Raw genomic sequence first — 17,903 nt, 5'->3', positions numbered from 1 at the left:
CTCGGCTATCGAACGCCGTTTGAGGTTTTTTATAATTTGGATATACTCCCACTAAAACTTACCTCCCGTTGCTCTTCGTAGCTGAATCCGCCATGTTTATTGTCCATAGAATCATTGGACGATTAAAAATACTCTATCCTAGTATATTAAGACAATATTTGACATCTTTTGACGTCTTCAGGGCTTTGCAGCCAAGCTTAGCTTGCTGCTGATTTATTTACTGTCTGAACACCCGGCACTGTCTGAGTTGTTGGTATCAATTGCGCAGACTTGTTCGGCATGAATAAAGGCCCCTTTTGTCCGCAAGCTGTAAGCAAAACGACTATACCTACACTTGCCAATAATAAAATGCGTGTCTTAAACATCGTGATTCCTATCCAAATTAAAACTAATTTAAAACTGATGAGGCGTTTGCAAAAAATCGCCATCAGCCTGCTTTGTTTCCGTTTCAATTGGAAGTTGCATTAGCGTATAAAATGGCGGTTTATGAATTCGCTGGAGTGTAGCATGACCGAAACAGAATTTTTGACCTTGGCCGACACTTGCATCAAACAAGTCGAGCAGGTGTTTGAGCAAGCCTTTGAGAATGATGAAATGGATGTTGAGTGCAGTCGCAGCGGCAACGTGTTGGAAGTTGAATTCGTCAATAACGGCAGCAAGATCATCATCAACAGTCAGGCACCAATGCAAGAAATGTGGCTCGCTGCCAAAGCGGGTGGTTATCACTATAAATACGATGGCCAGCATTGGCGCAATACGCGCGATGGCGCTGAGTTTTTCGCGACGTTAGCCGCATTAGCTCAGGCACAAAGCGCGCAGTAACCGATTGGCTGGTGCGCTTTTATAGACGGCTATTCTTCTATCATCGGTGGCGGTTCTGCTTCTAAACTTTGAATGCCAGCGCCAGGTGGATTTTCGACATAGTAGTAGTCCCCATTCGCAGCAATAATCCCGTTTGGTACAGCGCGCTCTTCAATCGGGATATCTTTTAAGGCTCTTTGCATATAGCCAATCCAGATCGGCAGTGCCAGCCCGCCACCGGTCTCCCGATTACCCAAGTTCTTGGGCTGATCAAAACCGATCCATGCAATCCCCACCAATTTTGCCTGATAGCCAGCGAACCACGCGTCGAATGAGTCATTCGTGGTACCGGTTTTACCTGCAATGTCAGGGCGCTTGAGAGACAGGGCTTTAGTCGCGGTACCGTAGCGAACTACATCTTTCAACATGCTATCCATCAAAAATGCATTGCGTTCATCAATCACGCGATTGTTTTCATCGCCTGCCTTGTCAGGATTTGCCTGTGACAATACTTTTCCGGTGCTGTCGGTGATTTTGGAGATCAGATAAGGATTGATTTTGTAGCCACCGTTAGCAAACACCGCATAGGCACCGGCCATTTGCAAAGGTGTGACTGCGCCAGCGCCTAAAGCAAGAGTCAGGTACGGCGGATTTTTCTCTGGTAGAAAGCCAAAACGTGTTGTGTATTCCTGACCGTACTTGGCACCGACTTTATGCAAAATACGGATAGAAATCATATTCTTCGATTTGGTCAAGCCTTTACGCATGGTCATAGGACCTTCATATTTGCCGTCGTAGTTCTTGGGTTCCCATGCTTGTCCGCCTGTTTGCCCAGCGTCAAAACTGATCGGAGAATCATTGATAATCGTTGCCGGAGAGAGTCCTTTCTCCAGTGACGATGAATAAATGAAAGGCTTAAAGCTAGAGCCAGGCTGGCGCCAGGCTTGGGTGACGTGGTTAAACTTGTTGATGTTGTAATCAAAGCCGCCAACCAGAGCGTGGATCGCGCCATCAGTAGTGCTGGCAGCGACAAAGGCCGACTGCACTTCGGGTATCTGGGTAATTGTCCAGTTGGTACCCTCTTGCACAACGCGGATAACAGCACCGCGCTGGACGCGTTTGTTGGCTGGCGCTGTTGCGCTGAGGCCGCTGGCAGCAAAGGTCAGTCCTGGGCCTGTGATCTGGATTTCTTCACCCGATACCAACACCGCTTTGACCAGCTTAGGGCTAGCTTCAAGCACCATCGCTACCACCAAGTCGTCGCTGACTGCATGTTCCGCTAATTCTTTTTCGATCGCATCGTCAGCGGCATCTTTATTTGTCGGGATCTCAATGATCGCCTCTGGACCGCGATAGCCATGGCGTTTTTCATAATCCATCACACCACGGCGCAAGGCCAGATAAGCGGCATCCTGATCTGACTTCGTAATGGTGGTGTAGACATTTAGACCGCGGGTATAAGTTTCGTCCTTAAATTGCTCGTAGACCAACTGACGCGCCATTTCTGCGACATATTCGGCATGAATGCCAAATTCGCTGCTATCTGTTTTGGTGTGGAAGACCTCGGTTTTTGCTTGCTCGAACTGTGCCTCTGTAATGTAGCCAAGTTGTTTCATCCTTTGCAAAATATATTGCTGGCGAACGGTGGCGCGTTTTGGGTTGGCAACCGGATTGTAGGCGGAGGGCGCTTTTGGCAAACCTGCCAGCATCGCGGCTTCTGCAATGGTGAGTTCTTTAAGACTTTTACCGAAGTAAATCTGTGCCGCTGATGAAAAACCGTAGGCACGTTGTCCCAGATAAATCTGGTTCATATACACCTCTAAGATTTGATCTTTGGTGAGGTTTTGCTCAATTTTCCATGCGAGTAAGATTTCATAAATCTTGCGTTTAAAGGTTTGTTCACTGGATAAAAAGAAGTTACGCGCCACTTGTTGTGTAATCGTAGATGCCCCTTGTTTAGCACCACCAGTCAAATTATGTAAAGCCGCACGGGTAATGCCCAGATAATCGACGCCACCGTGCTCATAGAACCGATCATCTTCGATCGCCAGCACGGCTTTTTTCATGATTTCGGGGATTTCATTGAAATGCACGACATTGCGCCGTTCTTCTCCAAACTCAGCGATTAACATGTTGTCCGCCGAAAATACCCGCAATGGCATCTTCGGCCGGTAGCTGGTAATCGAATCCAGTTCTGGCAAATTGGGGTAAGCCATCGTTAGCGCAAAGCCAAGAATAAGCACTCCGGCTAGAACCAGTCCAATTAAAATTCCACCAGTCCCCAGCAAAATACGCAACGCCCAATGACGCGGTTTGTTTGAACTCCGTTCAGTTGTATTTGGTGTGTTGCTGGTAGGTGCTGGTGTCTCGGACATGGAATGAATTTTCAATAGAAATCGTAGCAAGTATTATATCCTCAGCCTCCAGCACTCTGGCACTCAGTACCTATAAGTTGGAAAAGGAAGGGAGTTTTTTGCCAGTAGTGGGAATTTGGCAACGGATAACAGTGATGCTATGCGGAAAATGCTTTACACAATGAAGGGCTTATTGCTAGGATTTCATGTAAGCTTGGATGATTGTCTTCTAAATAGCGGTTTTTAAAAGAAAATTTGCGTTTAGTGCGTGCGACATCTGCCTTAAAATGTGGCAATAGCCTTATGCTAAAAGCAATGTAAATAGTAATTTTTTAGGGGATATCCTTGGCTTTAGATCTAGCATCATTGCTCGGTAGAAAAAATCCGCCTTTAATCGGCTTAGACATCAGCACGTCTGATATTAAGCTCGTGGAAATTTCTGAGGGGGGCAATAAAGGCTTCAAATTGGAACGCTATGGCTCAGAGCTCCTGCCGAAAGGAGCCGTCGTAGATGGAAATATCGAAAATATTGAACAAGTTTCCGAGGCTATTCGCCGAGTAATCAAAAAAAGTGGTGCTAGTGTAAAAAATGTCGCACTCGCCATGCCTGCCTCCGCAGTAATAACAAAAAAAATTATCCTCTCTGGTAACCTCAGCGAGCAAGCGCTGGAGCTGCAGGTGGAGTCCGAGGCAAATCAATATATTCCGTTTGCAATGGATGAAGTTAGTCTCGACTTTTGCAAAATTGGACCTGCTGCTAATAATGCGGAGGAGGATATTGAAGTCATGCTGGCAGCTTCCCGTAAGGAAAAGATCGAGGATAGAGTTGCGGTAGCTGAAGCAGCTGGTTTGCAAGCTAAGGTAATGGATATTGAGTCCTACGCCGCAAGGGCAGCAATCGCTCGATTGATCGAGTTGCAACCTAACGCAGGGCAAGACCAGATTTATGCGATGTTCCAAATCGGTGCCAAAGTTACGTACATTTCTATTTTGTTGAATGGCGAAGTTATTTACGAGCGCGATCAGCAATTTGGTGGTAATCAACTGACTCAAGACATTGTTAGAAATTACGGACTCGCTTTTGAAGAGGCTGAGTTAAAAAAGAAGCAGGGTGATCTCCCTGATAGCTACGAAATGGAACTTTTAGAGCCATTTCTAGAAAGCGCAGCATTAGAAGTTACGCGGGCGATTCAATTTTTCTTCACATCAACCCCGTATACCCGGGTTGATCAAATATTCTTGGCAGGTGGTTGTGCCGTGATTCCTGGGCTGGTCGATATGATTGCCGAGAGGACAAAAATTTCTACTACAGTCGTAAGCCCTTTTAAAGGCATGGAATTGTCTTCTAATGTGAACGAGAAAGCATTGCGAAGCGACGCTCCATCTTATCTTGTTGCTTGTGGTCTGGCGATGCGGAGATTTGGCTAATGATAAAAATTAACCTACTTCCTCATCGTGAAGCCAAGCGCAAACAGCTAAAAAATGATTTCTACACTCTGTTGTTGTTGGCAGGGATTGTTGCTGCTTTGATTATTATCTCGGTTGGTACTTTTTTTTCGATGAGAATTTCGCAGCAGGTAGACAAGAATAATTTCATTACCTCAGAAAATGTGAAGCTTGATGAAAAGATCAAAGAAGTTGCCAGCCTTAAGCAAGAAATTGATAGTTTGAAGGCTCGACAGCAAGCTGTGGAAGACTTGCAAGGTGATCGCAACCAACCTGTATTTATGCTGGACGAGTTAGTTAAATTAACGCCAGAAGGCATTTATTTGAAAGCGCTAAAACAAGAAGGTCAACGTATTTTTTTGAATGGTAACGCTCAATCAAATCAGCGTGTGTCTGAGTTTCTGCGCAACTTAGGAAATAACTCTGCTTGGATGTACAAGCCTGAGCTCGTCGAAATTAAATCTGCCACCTTGGGTCAGGGACGCGACGCAAAAAAAGTATTTGATTTCACTATTAACGTTGGAATAAAGCGTCCGCGTGAAATAGATTCCGCTTCAGCATCTGGTGCGTTAGCAAATCCAGACAGCAAAAAGCCTTAACATAAGCGGACGGAAAAGACATGGCAAATTTGAATGAATTAACTGATTCAATTAGCTCGCAATTTCGCGATTTAAATGGGTTGCACCCCGGTCTTTGGCCCATTATTCCAAGAATGCTATCTGCATTTAGCCTATTAGTAGTCCTAGTAATACTTGGTTATTATGGTTACTGGTCTGGGCAGTTGGAGGAACTGGATAGAGGGCAGCAGGAAGAAAACACGCTAAAAGATTCTTATAGGCAAAAAATGCTCCAGGCAATTAGCCTAGACGCGTTGAAGGATCAGCGTAAGTTGGTACTGCAATATGTTGCTGCAATGGAAAAACAATTGCCAAGTAAGGCTGAAATGGATTCCCTAGTATCTGATATTAATCAAGCTGCTTTAGGCAAGGGTTTGCAGATTGACGTCTTTAAACCAGGACAACCAGCCGTAAAAGACTATTATGCGGAACTGCCGATTGATATCAAGTTGTTAGGCAATTATCACGACATGGGAGAATTTGCCAGTGATATCGCAAAATTACCAAGGATTATTACCTTAAACAATCTTGCGATTTCTACAGGGAAAGACAATGTGTTAGTACTTGATGTGGTCGCAAAGACCTTTAGATATTTGGATCCTGAGGAAGTTTCTGCCCAGGCGGCTTTGAAAAAAGGTGCGAAGAAATGATAAATTTTTCTCGCAAAATAATAGGTCTCTTTTTGCCACTGCTGACTTTAACGGCATGTAGCAACAATGGAGTATCTGAAGTCAAGGAGTGGATGGATCAGGTAAAGAAGGAAACTCGTGTTGTTGTACCGAAAATTAGCGCACCGAAGGTTTACGTACCTTTTGCCTACGCCGGTAAAAATAACGTAGATCCATTTAATCCTGCAAAGCTATTAGTAGTACTTGCGAGAATAAAAGCAGAATCCAGTAATGGTTTAAAACCAGATATGGAGAGGCGCAGAGAAGTATTGGAAGCTTATCCATTAGACACGTTAAAGATGGTTGGCTTTATAGAAAAGCCTAATTTACGATATGCTCTGATCCAAGTCGATAAGACGATTTTCCAGGCAAAAATTGGTAACTATATAGGTCAGGATTTCGGAATGATCACTAAAGTTACGGAGACAGAAATTGAAATTAAGGAAATCGTTCAAGATGCGGCAGGTGAGTGGACAGAACGTCAAGCTAAGCTAGAGTTGCAGGAGGCAAAAAAATGAACGCCTTAACAGACATAATAAATGTAAGTAAAAGGAGCGGTATGCTTGTCAAATTTTTTATAACAGGTTTGTTAGCAGTTAGTCAGTTAGCTTTGGCTCAATCGAACAGCATTGAGTCTATTTCTGCGAATCAACAAGGTATTAATACGATTATAAAAATTGGATTGAAGAACCCTATCACAAAGTCTCCTATTGGTTTTTCTGTTACTAATCCTGCGCGCATTGCGTTAGATTTTGCTGACACTAGTAATGTTACGGGCAAATCTGCAACTGATATCAATTTGGGTGAGTTACGTAGTGTAAATGTCGTAGAAGTTGGTGGTCGTTCCCGCTTAGTTTTTAATATGAACAAGTCACTCAACTATGCAACATCGATAGAGGGTAATGTTGTCGTTGTGACGATTGACGGTTCTGGAGGAGTAGCTACTGCGGTAAATTCCTCAGGTATTCCGGTAGTCCAGGCGCCTACTGTACAAGTAAAACAAAATCTGCGAGATATAGATTTCCGCAGAGGAGCTAATGGAGAGGGTAGAATCATAGTTGATTTGCCTAATAATCAAGTTGCAGTTGATGTTCGCCAACAAGGGCAAAAAATTGTTGTCGATTTTATTAAAGTGGGATTGCCTGATATTTTGCGTCGTCGTTTGGATGTCGCAGATTTTGGCTCACCGGTGCAAGTTGTGACAACAACTACTCAAGGCGAGAATGTCCGCATGATAATCGAGCCCAAAGGCTTATGGGAACATAGTGCCTATCAAAGCGATACGCAATTAGTGATTGAAGTTAAGCCAATCAAAGAAGATCCAAATAAACTGACTCAGGGTACCCAAGGTTATAGAGGTGAGCGTCTATCATTTAATTTTCAAAATATTGAAGTGCGGGCTTTGTTGCAAATCATCGCAGAGTTTAGTGGATTGAACATTATTGCTAGCGACACAGTCAACGGCAGTGCCACTTTGCGACTTAAAGATGTACCTTGGGATCAGGCACTAGATATTATTATGCAGTCCAAAGGCTTGGATATGCGAAAAAATGGCTCTGTGATGTGGATCGCACCAAAAGACGAATTACTGACAAAAGAAAAACTAGAGTTAGAGCAAAAAGCGCAAATTGCAGAATTGGAGCCTTTGAAGACAGAGTCGTTTCAGCTTAACTATCAAAAAGCCGAGTCATTTAAACTGGTTTTTGGAGTAGATGGATCCAGCACAAACAGACTTTTGTCCAAACGCGGTAGCGCAGTTATTGAGCCTCGGACAAATCAGCTGTTCGTCACTGATATTGCTAGCAAGTTAGAAGAAGTTCGTAAATTAATTCAAAAAACCGATATCGCCTCTAAACAGGTATTGATTGAGGCTAGAATCGTTGAGGCTGACGATACATTTAGCAAAAATCTGGGAGCAAAACTAGGGTTTACTGATTTACGTGGATTGAACGGTGGTAATGCGGGTTATCAAACGAGTGGGAACCAACGAGTTGCATTAACCGGTAATTACTTAGGTGTAGGAGAGCAGACGGGGCAGGCAAAACTGACTGATCAGAGTTTTATTCCTAACTCTCAGTTTGTGAGCCTACCCGCTTCAGGTATAAATGGCCTAAATCCTGGTAGTTTGGCGGTCAGCTTATTCTCATCTGCTGCAAACCGATTCTTAAATTTAGAGCTATCTGCATTAGAGGCAGACGGTAATGGGAAAATCATTTCTAGTCCACGTATTGTTACTGCCGATCAGTTGCCCGCACACATCGAACAAGGAACAGAAATTCCCTATCAAGTGTCAACAAGTAGTGGTGCAACTTCCATTCAATTTAGAAAAGCGACCTTAAGTTTAGATGTGACACCGCAGATTACGCCAGACGGAAATGTCATATTAAATGTGGATGTACATAAAGACAGTCCTGGAACAGAAACTAGAAACGGAATTGTCATTAACACCAAGCAGGTAAAAACAATGGTTTTGGTTGAAAATGGTGGCACGGTAGTGCTAGGTGGAATTTTTACACAAGAAGAGCGTGATGATATAACTAAGATTCCTTTTTTTGGTGATATTCCTTTGCTTGGTAATTTATTTAAAACTACTGGGCGTACTAATAATAGAACAGAACTCCTAGTATTTATTACTCCAAAAGTGCTTGCTGAGCGCTTAAGTAAGTAGTCCATGAATAGATAGCAGTATTAATATCGGTACTGAATTGTTGCACATTATCGCAATTTCAAATTAAAGGTGTTTCATGAGTAAGTTAATTCGAACGATTTTTATGTTTTTGGCATTGGCTATTTTGGGTGCTTGTGGTGGTGGTGGTGGCTCCCCAGGTAATATCAGCGGCGGTGCCAGTTTGTTTACGTCTGCGGGTGCTTCTTTTCAAATAGCACCAGGCCAAAGTCAAACATATACAATTGGTGGGGGGGTGCCAGGTTACCGCGCTAGCAGTAGCTCCGGCGCGGCGAGCGTAACAGTAAGTGGAAACACAATGACGGTAACTGGCGGTGGGGGAGGCACAGCGACAATAGTTGTCTCCGATTCAAAAGGAGCGACCGTAACTATTGCTGTCACTGTCGGATCCGGGTTGACGCTTTTCACGACTGCCCCGTCCACAATAACTTTACCAGTTGGTGCTAGTTCCTCGGTGTTCACCATAGGTGGAGGAAGCTTGGTATATCAAGTTGCAAGTAGCGACGTCTCAATCGCGACAGTCGGATTTAACAGTGGTCAATTTATTATTACTGGTGTTTCTGCAGGTAAAGTGACTATTTCTGTTACTGATTCAATAGGTGGGTTGGTGACTATCACTGTAACTATTGGGACAATAAGTAGCCCGACCCCGTTTTTCACAACGGCATCATCTACTTTGGTTGTAGCGATAAATGCTACTTCCACTTTTACCGTTGGTGGCGGATCTGCTCCTTACAATGTGAGTAGTAGTAATACTTCGGTCGTGACCGCTAGCGTGAATGGAACTAAACTATCTATTCAAGGCCTATCCACTGGAACTGCAAATGTCCTTGTTAGTGACTCGAATGGCACCCCCATCACAATCAGCGTTTCAGTTGGTGCGGGCACTTCTATACCGCTATTTACTTCCGCTCCTTCAACTGTCACCGTAGGTCAAGGAGGGGCACCAAACTATAGTATAGGCGGCGGAACTGCCCCGTACACCGCAGGTAGCAGTAATATTGCAGTAGCCACTGCTACAGTAGCTGGCTCATCATTAATTATCAATGGCGTGTCTACGGGTACCGCAACGATTGTCGTTACCGACAACGCAGGTGTGAAGGTTCCGATCGTCGTAACAGTTCTCGGTACTTCAACAACGGTTTTTGCGGTTTCACCATTAACTTCGGCAGGATATGTTGGAGATACTTTAACCTTCTTGATTAGTGGTGGTTCTCAGCCATACACAGTAACTTCGAGTAATTCATCTATTGCTACTGTAACAAGTCCTGTTGTATCTGGTAACGGAGCTTCATTCTCTGGATTTTTAGCAAAAGTAGGTAGTGTAAGTATTGTAGTGGTAGATGCGACAGGGGCAATCCAAACAATCTCGGCCACAGCAGCTGCTCCTGTAAGCAACATGTTGCTTAGTCCAAATACTTGGTCTATTAACGAGACTAACAACAGTACCGTTAGTTTGAATATCAAAGGTGGTAATGGGCCATTCCAAGTATTTACCAGTAATTCATTACTCTCTAGCGTCTCTGGCACATTACCCGAGGCTACAAATGCATTGACCTTTGACGGAACCACGGTAAATGTGGCAGTTGGTTCGCAAGGAACACGTTGTGTTGGTGCCGATACTCAGATCACTATAACTGTGAAAGATAGTTCTAATCAATCAGCTACGAGTACCATGACTATCGTAAATCAAACACCAGGTTGTTAAAATAATCGAGAGATAGAAGTTTTATCTCTCTTTATGAAGCTTTAATGTGTCAAAAAATATATTTCTAGTAGGACTAATGGGCTCGGGCAAAACTACAGTTGGCCGAGTCCTTGCAAAAAAGCTCAACAAAATATTCATTGATTCTGACCATGAAATTGAGGCGCGTACTGGCGTCTCGATTCCGGTTATTTTTGAGATAGAAGGCGAGCTTAGTTTTAGGCAACGTGAAGCGGATGTTATTCGGGATCTGACTGCGCAAGATGGCATTGTCTTAGCTACCGGTGGTGGCGCGGTATTGGATCCTGCCAGTCGTAGGTATTTGCAAGAGCGTGGGACGGTCATTTACCTGCGCGCCGGTATCAATAGCATTTTGCAGCGTACCCGGCATGACAAAAATCGACCTTTGTTGAGAACGGTCGATCCTCGTAAAAAACTCGAAGAACTTGAGGCTCAGCGTGAGCCTTTATACAAAGAGATCGCCCATTTGGTGGTAGAAACCGGGCGTCCTAATGTACAGTTCTTGGTGCAATCGATTCTGACTCAGCTTGAGCAGAGTGCCGCCTCATCAAATCAATCCAGCCTCTCTATGCAGCATCAACAACTATTCCAAACGCTGAATGTCAATTTGGCTGAACGCAGTTATCCCATATTGATCGGGCAATCGGTTTTGTCTGACCAGTCAATTTTGTCTCAGCATATACCCGGTGATCGCGTCGCGATTGTGACTAACACGGTGGTCGCGCCTCTTTATTTAGAAAAAATTGAGCAACATTTACGTGACTTGGGTAAGCAATTTATCAGCATTATTTTGCCGGATGGCGAAGAGCACAAAACCTGGGCCAGCTTAATGCTGGTGTACGACGCCTTGCTAGAGGCAAAGTGCGATCGCAAGACAACGATGATTGCTCTGGGCGGTGGTGTGATTGGCGACCTGACCGGGTTTGCAGCATCCTCGTATATGCGCGGTGTGCCGTTTATTCAAATCCCGACGACTTTATTGTCTCAGGTCGATTCTTCTGTCGGTGGTAAGACGGGAATTAATCATCCGCTTGGGAAAAACATGATTGGCGCTTTTTATCAGCCACAAGCGGTGATTGCTGATACATCTACATTAACTACCTTGCCCGATAAAGAATTGTCGGCAGGTTTGGCGGAAGTGATCAAACATGGCGCGATTATTGATGCAGAATTTTTTACTTGGATAGAATCGAATATAGAAAAGTTGCGGGCTAAAGATCCGGTCGCGCTTGCTTACGCGATTTCGCGCTCATGTGAGATCAAAGCAGACGTCGTGCGGCAGGACGAGCGCGAAGGCGGTTTGCGTGCCATTCTCAATTTCGGCCACACTTTTGGTCATGCGATTGAATCAGGCTTAGGTTTTGGTACTTGGTTGCATGGTGAAGCCGTTGGTTGTGGCATGGTGATGGCAGCCGATTTATCTTGCCGGCTTGGATTGATCGATTACGTCAGCAAAGTCAGGATTATTAATTTGATTGAAGCGGCAGGCTTGCCGACAGTCGCACCTGATTTAGGCGAAGAGCGCTGGTTAGAGTTGATGGAAGTGGATAAAAAAAATGAAGGCGGTAAGATCAAATTTATTTTGCTTAAACCACTAGGGTCGCCTTTGATTACGACAGTACCAAAAGAGAAGTTATCAGAAACCTTGCGTCACTGTATTCAATAATTAACGATGTTCTCCGACGCTCAACTCGCCCCTTACGCCGCACAATCTGCGACTTCCCGCGGGCGGCGTCATACCGAAGCTGCATCCAGTTCACGCTCTGAATACCAGCGCGACCGTGATCGCATCATCCATTGCACCGCATTCCGGCGTCTGGAATATAAAACTCAAGTGTTCGTTAATCACGAAGGTGATTTGTTCCGAACTCGCCTGACACACAGTCTGGAAGTGGCGCAAATTGCCCGCTCCATTGCGCGCAATTTACGTTTAAACGAAGATTTGGTAGAAGCGATTTCGCTCGCTCACGACTTGGGTCATACACCCTTCGGTCATGCTGGGCAGGATGCGCTCAACGCCTGCATGAAAGAGTTCGGCGGATTTGAGCACAATCTGCAAAGTCTGCGGGTGGTCGATACCTTGGAAGAGCGCTATGGCGCTTTTGACGGATTAAATCTGACATTCGAAACTCGTGAGGGCATCCTCAAGCATTGCTCACTCAATAATGCCAGCAAATTAGGGGATGTCGGGCACCGGTTTTTAGAAAAAAAACAAGCGAATCTTGAGGCGCAACTAACTAACTTAGCAGATGAAATCGCCTATAACAATCATGACATCGACGATGGTTTACGCTCCGGTTTACTATTGGAATCGCAATTAATAGAGTTGGATTTTTATGGCAGATTTCGTGCCGAAGTTGCTGTTACTTATCCTGGCATTAGCGGACGTCGTGCGATCTCAGAAACCATACGACGTATGATTAATGCTTTGATCGTCGATTTGATTACTACGTCCGAGCAGCGTATTCGGGATTGTGCGCCGCAGTCCGTAGATGACGTGCGTAATGCCGATCCCTTGATTGCTTTTTCCGATACCATGCAAAAACAGGCAACGGTGCTCAAGCAGTTTTTGCATCACAATCTATATCGCCATTACATGGTGAACCGCATGGCAAGCAAGGCGCGCAGAGTCGTGACGGATTTATTTAATGCCATGATGGAGGAGCCAATTCTGTTGCCGCCTGACTACCAGATTAAACTCGCTGAAAAAAATCCGCTGCAAGATGGCGAGCAACGAAATGACCTGCAGCAAGCACGCAAGATCGCTGATTACATCGCCGGGATGACCGATCGTTATGCCATGCTGGAACACCGGCGTTTGTTCTCTGTAGACGAAGTTTAGTTTTCTCTGCAATGTAAGCACTGGCTCCGCCTTCTTTTGCATAGTTGCACCTTGGACTATGGCTCAATTCAATACGGTGTGCCGCATCTCAACATTGAATTTTTGCGTAATATGATAAAGCTTCGTACGCAGATACTCTTCCCTGTATATTTTAATTGTCCAGAGATTATCTGGGTAATTAAGGGATTTTAAAGAAAAAATCGGGGAGTATATGATTGTCGCTTTGATTTTTACTTTAGTTCTATTTTCTAATCAAGCGCTCTTCGCAGTTAAATTCATCGCACATAAGTCCCTCGCTATTACTAGCTAGCTACCACGCCAGTTCGTCCGTCTTCCACTACAAAACTAGCAAGCTTGGTGATCCCAGAATCGACCCGGCTAACATCGTCCAGTGCCATAAAATGTGTGGTCATTTGCTTGGGTGTTAACTCAAGCAGCATATAACCACGCTTATCGCTGCGTCCAAATTTGATATGCGGATTTTGTGCTACCAGCTGGTCTGTCCGTTCTTGCGGGCGTGAGCTGGAGGTGATCGATGTACCACAAAATTCGGTCGCTAAAATAGGATTACTCGCCGATGCTTTGCTGTAAAAATCACGCTTTAGATTGGCTGCATAAAACGTATGCACGTCGCCAGAAATCACGACAGGATTTGCTATTTGATACCGTTGCAAATCGCTAAATAGCCGCTGGCGTGCGACAGGATAACCGTCCCAACCATCGGTCCAGAACTTGCCATCACCTTCTTTTGTTACCGGTATCTGGCTTGATTGCGCCATTAAAGTTTGTTGTGTCAGCACGTTCCATTTTGCGGTAGAAGTAGCAAAACCTTGCGCCAGCCATTTCTCTTGATCTGCCCCAAGCAAAGTGCGATTCGGATCGAGTAATTCTTTACACTCTGCATTGCTCACAACGTTAGATCCCCCCATGCCAGGTTTGGGGCAGGCATGATGCGAGCGGTATTGGCGATCATCTAATACATGGAAGCGTGTCAATCGTCCCCAATCATAACGCTCATAAATACGCATCGCAGCAAAGCGGCCAGCTTCGCTTAACAGACTGTTTAAATTAGGCAGGCGCACCGGCATATGTTCATAAAAAGCTTGATAAGCAGCCGCGCGTCGCAGTAAAAAATCGGGCGACAGACGCTCGTCTCTGTCATTACCATAATCATTGCTGACCTCATGGTCGTCCCAAGTCACAATCCAGGGTGCAACCTGGTGGGCTGCTTGTAAATGCAGATCGGTTTTGTACTGCGCATAACGATTACGATAACCGCTTAGCGTCATGCTCTCGATATCCCGCCGACGTGGTTTGAGCGGATGAGTTAAATCGTATGGACCCCATTCACAAATATAATCACCTAAAAAAATCACCAGATCGGGGTAGGCCGCTGCGATATGTTTATGCCCGGCGTATTCACCAAATTCCCAGTGCTGGCATGACGCTACAGCTAGCCGCAAACTCGATGGCATCGCATCGGCAATCGGCGCCGTGCAGGTGCGGCCAACCGGACTAACCGCATCACCCAACATAAACCGGTACCAGTAATTACGTTCGGGTTGCAAGCCAACGACATCAACATGTACGCTATGCGCTAGCTCTGGTAAAGCGGTGTGCTCACCTCTGCCGATGATGTGATGAAAGCTCTCGTCTTCGGAGATTTCCCATCGTACTTTATAGGCGATTGGTGCTAAGGTAAGTGCGTTCAGTGGGTCTGGTAACAGGCGTGTCCAAAGTACCACGCTATCAGAACGTGGCGAGCCTGATGCTACGCCGAGGGTGAACGGATAACCACTAATTTTGTCCGCAGCAAAACTGCTTAATGCATTCGATGATAAAGCCGCGAGTGCTCCAAGTCTTGCGGTTTGATGCAGAAAATGGCGACGCTTTAAATTCATTCGATTATTCAACTTCTTGCTTGGTGACTGTTGTAGCTTATTGGCTTAGTTTATTAACTTGGCTCGTTGCTTTAATTGCTTGCTTTAGCTGATTGCGCTACCTTATTCTGCTAACTTATTTAGAGCATCAATTTCTTCTAACGGCGGAATCAGCCGTGGTTTTCTGTCTTCGCCTGTGGCGACATAGGTCAACATCGCCTCGGTGACTTTAACGGTGCTTGCCTGCAGACGATTGCGTTCTGCATACACCTCAACTGCTATCGTGATGGAGGTATTGCCGACCTTAACGACTTCAGCATAAATGGACAGCAAATCACCGACGAATACTGGCTGCTTAAAGAGAAAAGAATTCACAGCGATGGTGGCGACCCGACCATTCGCACGACGTGCGGCAGGGATGGCACCAGCGATATCGACCTGCGCCATGATCCAGCCACCAAATACGTCACCGTGTACATTCGCATCGGCCGGCATTGGCATGACGCGCAATTGCGGCATACCAGGCGGGAGAGTAGTCTTATTTGATTCAGACATGCTATTTCCTTTCAACGATACAATTGACCAGATAATAAACCAATCCGTAAGCAAAAAATGCGCCGCAACGCCTCTTCTTCCATCTCTTCGAATATAACGCCTGCCGTGAATGACTCTCCCAAAGTCACTCGCAGCGATTGGACTACTGTCAAAACATTATTGCCTTATCTGTGGGCGTATAAATGGCGTGTTTTATTGGCATTAATTTTTTTGGTCGGTGCCAAACTTGCCAACGTCGGTGTGCCATTAATTTTGAAACAACTGATTGATCGCTTGACGATTACACCAGCGCATCCGGCGGCGATGTTGGTCTTGCCTCTGGGCTTATTGGTTGGGTATGGTGCTTTGCGTTTATCCACCACTTTATTTACGGAGTTGCGTGAGTTTGTCTTTGCCAAAGTCACACAGCGCGCCGTACGCACGATCGCACTAAAAGTTTTCAGGCACCTGCATGCCTTGTCCTTACGCTTTCATTTGAATCGCCAAACCGGCGGCATGACGCGAGATATTGAGCGTGGCACACGCGGTATTTCTTCTCTGGTGTCGTATGCCTTGTTCAGCATTTTTCCGACTTTGTTAGAAATTAGTCTGGTCTTAATTTACCTGTCTACCCATTACGATATCTGGTTCTCACTGATTACTGCCGTCGCCTTGGTCAGCTACATTACGTTCACGATTTTGGTCACTGAATGGCGCACGCATTTCCGTCGGACCATGAATGAACTTGATTCTAAAGCCAGCACCAAAGCGATTGATTCTTTACTCAATTATGAGACCGTTAAATACTTCGGTAACGAGAATTACGAAGCCCGTCGCTACGATGAGGGCTTGCAAAGTTATGAAGTTGCTGCGGTCAAATCACAGACTACCTTGTCCTTACTGAACACCGGTCAATCGCTGATTATTGCCAGCGCCGTAACGCTGATTTTGTGGCGTGCAACCCAAGGCGTGATCGACGGGAAAATGAGTCTTGGTGACTTAGTGCTGGTGAATACTTTTATGATTCAGTTGTATATACCGCTGAACTTTTTAGGCGTTTTATACAGAGAAATCAAGCAAAGTCTGGCCGACATGGAAAAGCTATTTTCGCTACTCGATCAACACCGTGAAGTGGCAGATCAGGATGATGCCAAGGTACTCCACATTGATCATGGCAAGGGCGGTGCGATCCAATTTTCTCAGGTTAATTTTAGTTATGAAACCAATCGCCAGATCTTGTTTGATATCGATTTTACGATTGCCGCAGGCACCACTACGGCGGTAGTGGGTCATAGCGGCTCAGGAAAATCAACGCTCTCGCGTTTGTTGTTCCGCTTTTACGATATCCAGAGCGGCAGCATTCATATCGACGGGCAAGAAATTCGCAGCATTACCCAAAGTTCTTTGCGTAACGCTATTGGCATCGTGCCGCAAGATACCGTTTTATTTAATGACAGTATTGAATATAACATCGCCTATGGCAAACCAGGCGCTAGTCGTGAAGAGGTGATCGCCGTTGCGCGTGCCGCGTATATTCATGAGTTCATTGAAAGCCTGCCGGACGGCTATGCCACTCCAGTCGGAGAACGCGGATTGAAATTATCTGGCGGTGAAAAACAACGCGTAGCCATCGCCCGCACGCTACTCAAAAATCCTTCCATCATGATTTTTGATGAAGCAACCTCGGCATTAGATTCTAAATCCGAGCAAATGATACAAATGCAGCTCAAAGAAATTGCCAAGACACGCACCAGTCTAGTCATTGCACATCGCCTCTCTACCATCATCGACGCAGAGCAAATTTTGGTTATGGACAAAGGCCGCATCGTTGAGCGCGGCACCCATCAGCAACTATTGGCGCAGGCGGGTGCTTATTCTCAAATGTGGGAAAGACAACAAAATCGCCCGGACGAGTCTGAGGATGACGAACTTGATGATCAGCTAAGTGATGGATTGAATAACGAGCAGCTGAATAGGGGTCTCAATACCCGCAACGAGACCACGCCAGCATGATTCATCGCCTATTTTGAAGATGTCGCTAAGCCAAGAAAGCAACTCACTACGGAAATCTGGATAAGCGCACAGTAATACTCTTTAAAGCAGCACTTTGTAGATAGACTTTTAACGGTACCTGCGAACTGAGAGCTGAGAAATGAAATTGCTGATGTTGCTTAGATTAACTTAATCTTGACTTAAAAATAATACTCGTAGTGGGTATATTTTAGTTGTCCATGACTTTGCTGCTCTATAAGATGGGCGGATTCAGCTACGAAGAGCAACGGGAGGTAAGTTTTAGTGGGAGTATATCCAAATTATAAAAAACCTCAAACGGCGTTCGATAGCCGAGGC

14 protein-coding genes are annotated in these 17,903 nt (G+C 45.3%); 10 read left to right on the top strand and 4 right to left on the bottom strand.

Features of this window, described 5'->3' with window-relative positions; all coding sequences use genetic code 11:
* Positions 1–197: 197 nt before the first annotated feature.
* Complete coding sequence (gene lptM / locus AAKU64_RS20125; protein WP_354334650.1) at positions 198–365, bottom strand: LPS translocon maturation chaperone LptM; 168 nt, start codon at positions 363–365, stop codon at positions 198–200.
* Positions 366–507: 142 nt separating this feature from the next.
* On the opposite strand from lptM, the gene cyaY reads away from it, so the two are divergent.
* A complete protein-coding gene (gene cyaY / locus AAKU64_RS20120; protein WP_354334648.1) occupies positions 508–822 on the top strand; it encodes an iron donor protein CyaY in 315 nt (104 codons plus the stop codon).
* A gap of 29 nt (positions 823–851) precedes the next feature.
* On the opposite strand, the gene AAKU64_RS20115 is transcribed toward cyaY, so the two are convergent.
* On the bottom strand, positions 852–3,176 hold the full coding sequence (locus AAKU64_RS20115) for a penicillin-binding protein 1A (RefSeq protein WP_354334646.1): 2,325 nt from the start codon (positions 3,174–3,176) through the stop codon (positions 852–854).
* A gap of 324 nt (positions 3,177–3,500) precedes the next feature.
* On the opposite strand from AAKU64_RS20115, the gene AAKU64_RS20110 reads away from it, so the two are divergent.
* From AAKU64_RS20110 to AAKU64_RS20075, 8 genes are all read left to right on the top strand, one after another.
* Positions 3,501–4,583 carry a pilus assembly protein PilM gene (locus tag AAKU64_RS20110; RefSeq protein WP_354334644.1) on the top strand — a complete coding sequence of 361 codons (1,083 nt, stop codon included), beginning with the start codon at positions 3,501–3,503 and terminating at the stop codon, positions 4,581–4,583.
* Positions 4,583–5,200, top strand: coding sequence for a PilN domain-containing protein (locus tag AAKU64_RS20105; protein ID WP_354334642.1), 618 nt, complete (start codon positions 4,583–4,585; stop codon positions 5,198–5,200). Before AAKU64_RS20110 ends, AAKU64_RS20105 begins: the two co-directional genes overlap by 1 nt.
* 20 nt (positions 5,201–5,220) lie before the next feature.
* Positions 5,221–5,868 carry a type IV pilus inner membrane component PilO gene (locus tag AAKU64_RS20100; protein ID WP_354334641.1) on the top strand — a complete coding sequence of 216 codons (648 nt, stop codon included), beginning with the start codon at positions 5,221–5,223 and terminating at the stop codon, positions 5,866–5,868.
* Positions 5,865–6,404: a pilus assembly protein PilP gene (locus tag AAKU64_RS20095; RefSeq protein ID WP_354334639.1), complete on the top strand. Its 540-nt coding sequence runs from the start codon at positions 5,865–5,867 to the stop codon at positions 6,402–6,404. Before AAKU64_RS20100 ends, AAKU64_RS20095 begins: the two co-directional genes overlap by 4 nt.
* 41 nt (positions 6,405–6,445) lie before the next feature.
* On the top strand, positions 6,446–8,554 hold the full coding sequence (locus AAKU64_RS20090) for a type IV pilus secretin PilQ (RefSeq protein ID WP_354334653.1): 2,109 nt from the start codon (positions 6,446–6,448) through the stop codon (positions 8,552–8,554).
* Between the two features lie 76 nt (positions 8,555–8,630).
* Positions 8,631–10,280, top strand: a complete 1,650-nt coding sequence (locus AAKU64_RS20085; RefSeq protein ID WP_354334638.1) for a beta strand repeat-containing protein — start codon at positions 8,631–8,633, stop codon at positions 10,278–10,280.
* A gap of 76 nt (positions 10,281–10,356) precedes the next feature.
* A complete protein-coding gene (gene aroKB, locus AAKU64_RS20080) occupies positions 10,357–11,964 on the top strand; it encodes a bifunctional shikimate kinase/3-dehydroquinate synthase AroKB (protein ID WP_354362815.1) in 1,608 nt (535 codons plus the stop codon).
* 6 nt (positions 11,965–11,970) lie between these two features.
* The gene (locus AAKU64_RS20075; RefSeq protein ID WP_354362813.1) at positions 11,971–13,140 is read left to right on the top strand and encodes a deoxyguanosinetriphosphate triphosphohydrolase; all 1,170 of its coding nucleotides are present in this window, start codon (positions 11,971–11,973) and stop codon (positions 13,138–13,140) included.
* A 302-nt stretch (positions 13,141–13,442) separates the two neighbouring features.
* Here AAKU64_RS20075 and AAKU64_RS20070 read toward each other — a convergent pair whose 3' ends face one another.
* Both AAKU64_RS20070 and AAKU64_RS20065 read right to left on the bottom strand, forming a co-directional pair.
* Positions 13,443–15,041, bottom strand: coding sequence for an alkaline phosphatase D family protein (locus tag AAKU64_RS20070; RefSeq protein ID WP_354362812.1), 1,599 nt, complete (start codon positions 15,039–15,041; stop codon positions 13,443–13,445).
* Positions 15,042–15,143: 102 nt separating this feature from the next.
* Positions 15,144–15,575 carry an acyl-CoA thioesterase gene (locus AAKU64_RS20065; protein WP_354334630.1) on the bottom strand — a complete coding sequence of 144 codons (432 nt, stop codon included), beginning with the start codon at positions 15,573–15,575 and terminating at the stop codon, positions 15,144–15,146.
* Positions 15,576–15,632: 57 nt separating this feature from the next.
* Here AAKU64_RS20065 and AAKU64_RS20060 point away from each other — a divergent pair, with 57 nt between their 5' ends.
* The gene (locus tag AAKU64_RS20060; RefSeq protein WP_354362811.1) at positions 15,633–17,567 is read left to right on the top strand and encodes an ABCB family ABC transporter ATP-binding protein/permease; all 1,935 of its coding nucleotides are present in this window, start codon (positions 15,633–15,635) and stop codon (positions 17,565–17,567) included.
* The last annotated feature ends 336 nt before the right edge of the window (positions 17,568–17,903 follow it).

The organism is Undibacterium sp. GrIS 1.8 (genome assembly GCF_040544445.1).
Classification (GTDB): domain Bacteria; phylum Pseudomonadota; class Gammaproteobacteria; order Burkholderiales; family Burkholderiaceae_D; genus Undibacterium.
Note: the sequence above shows the minus strand (reverse complement) of the source record. Positions and strands in the feature narration are given on the sequence as shown.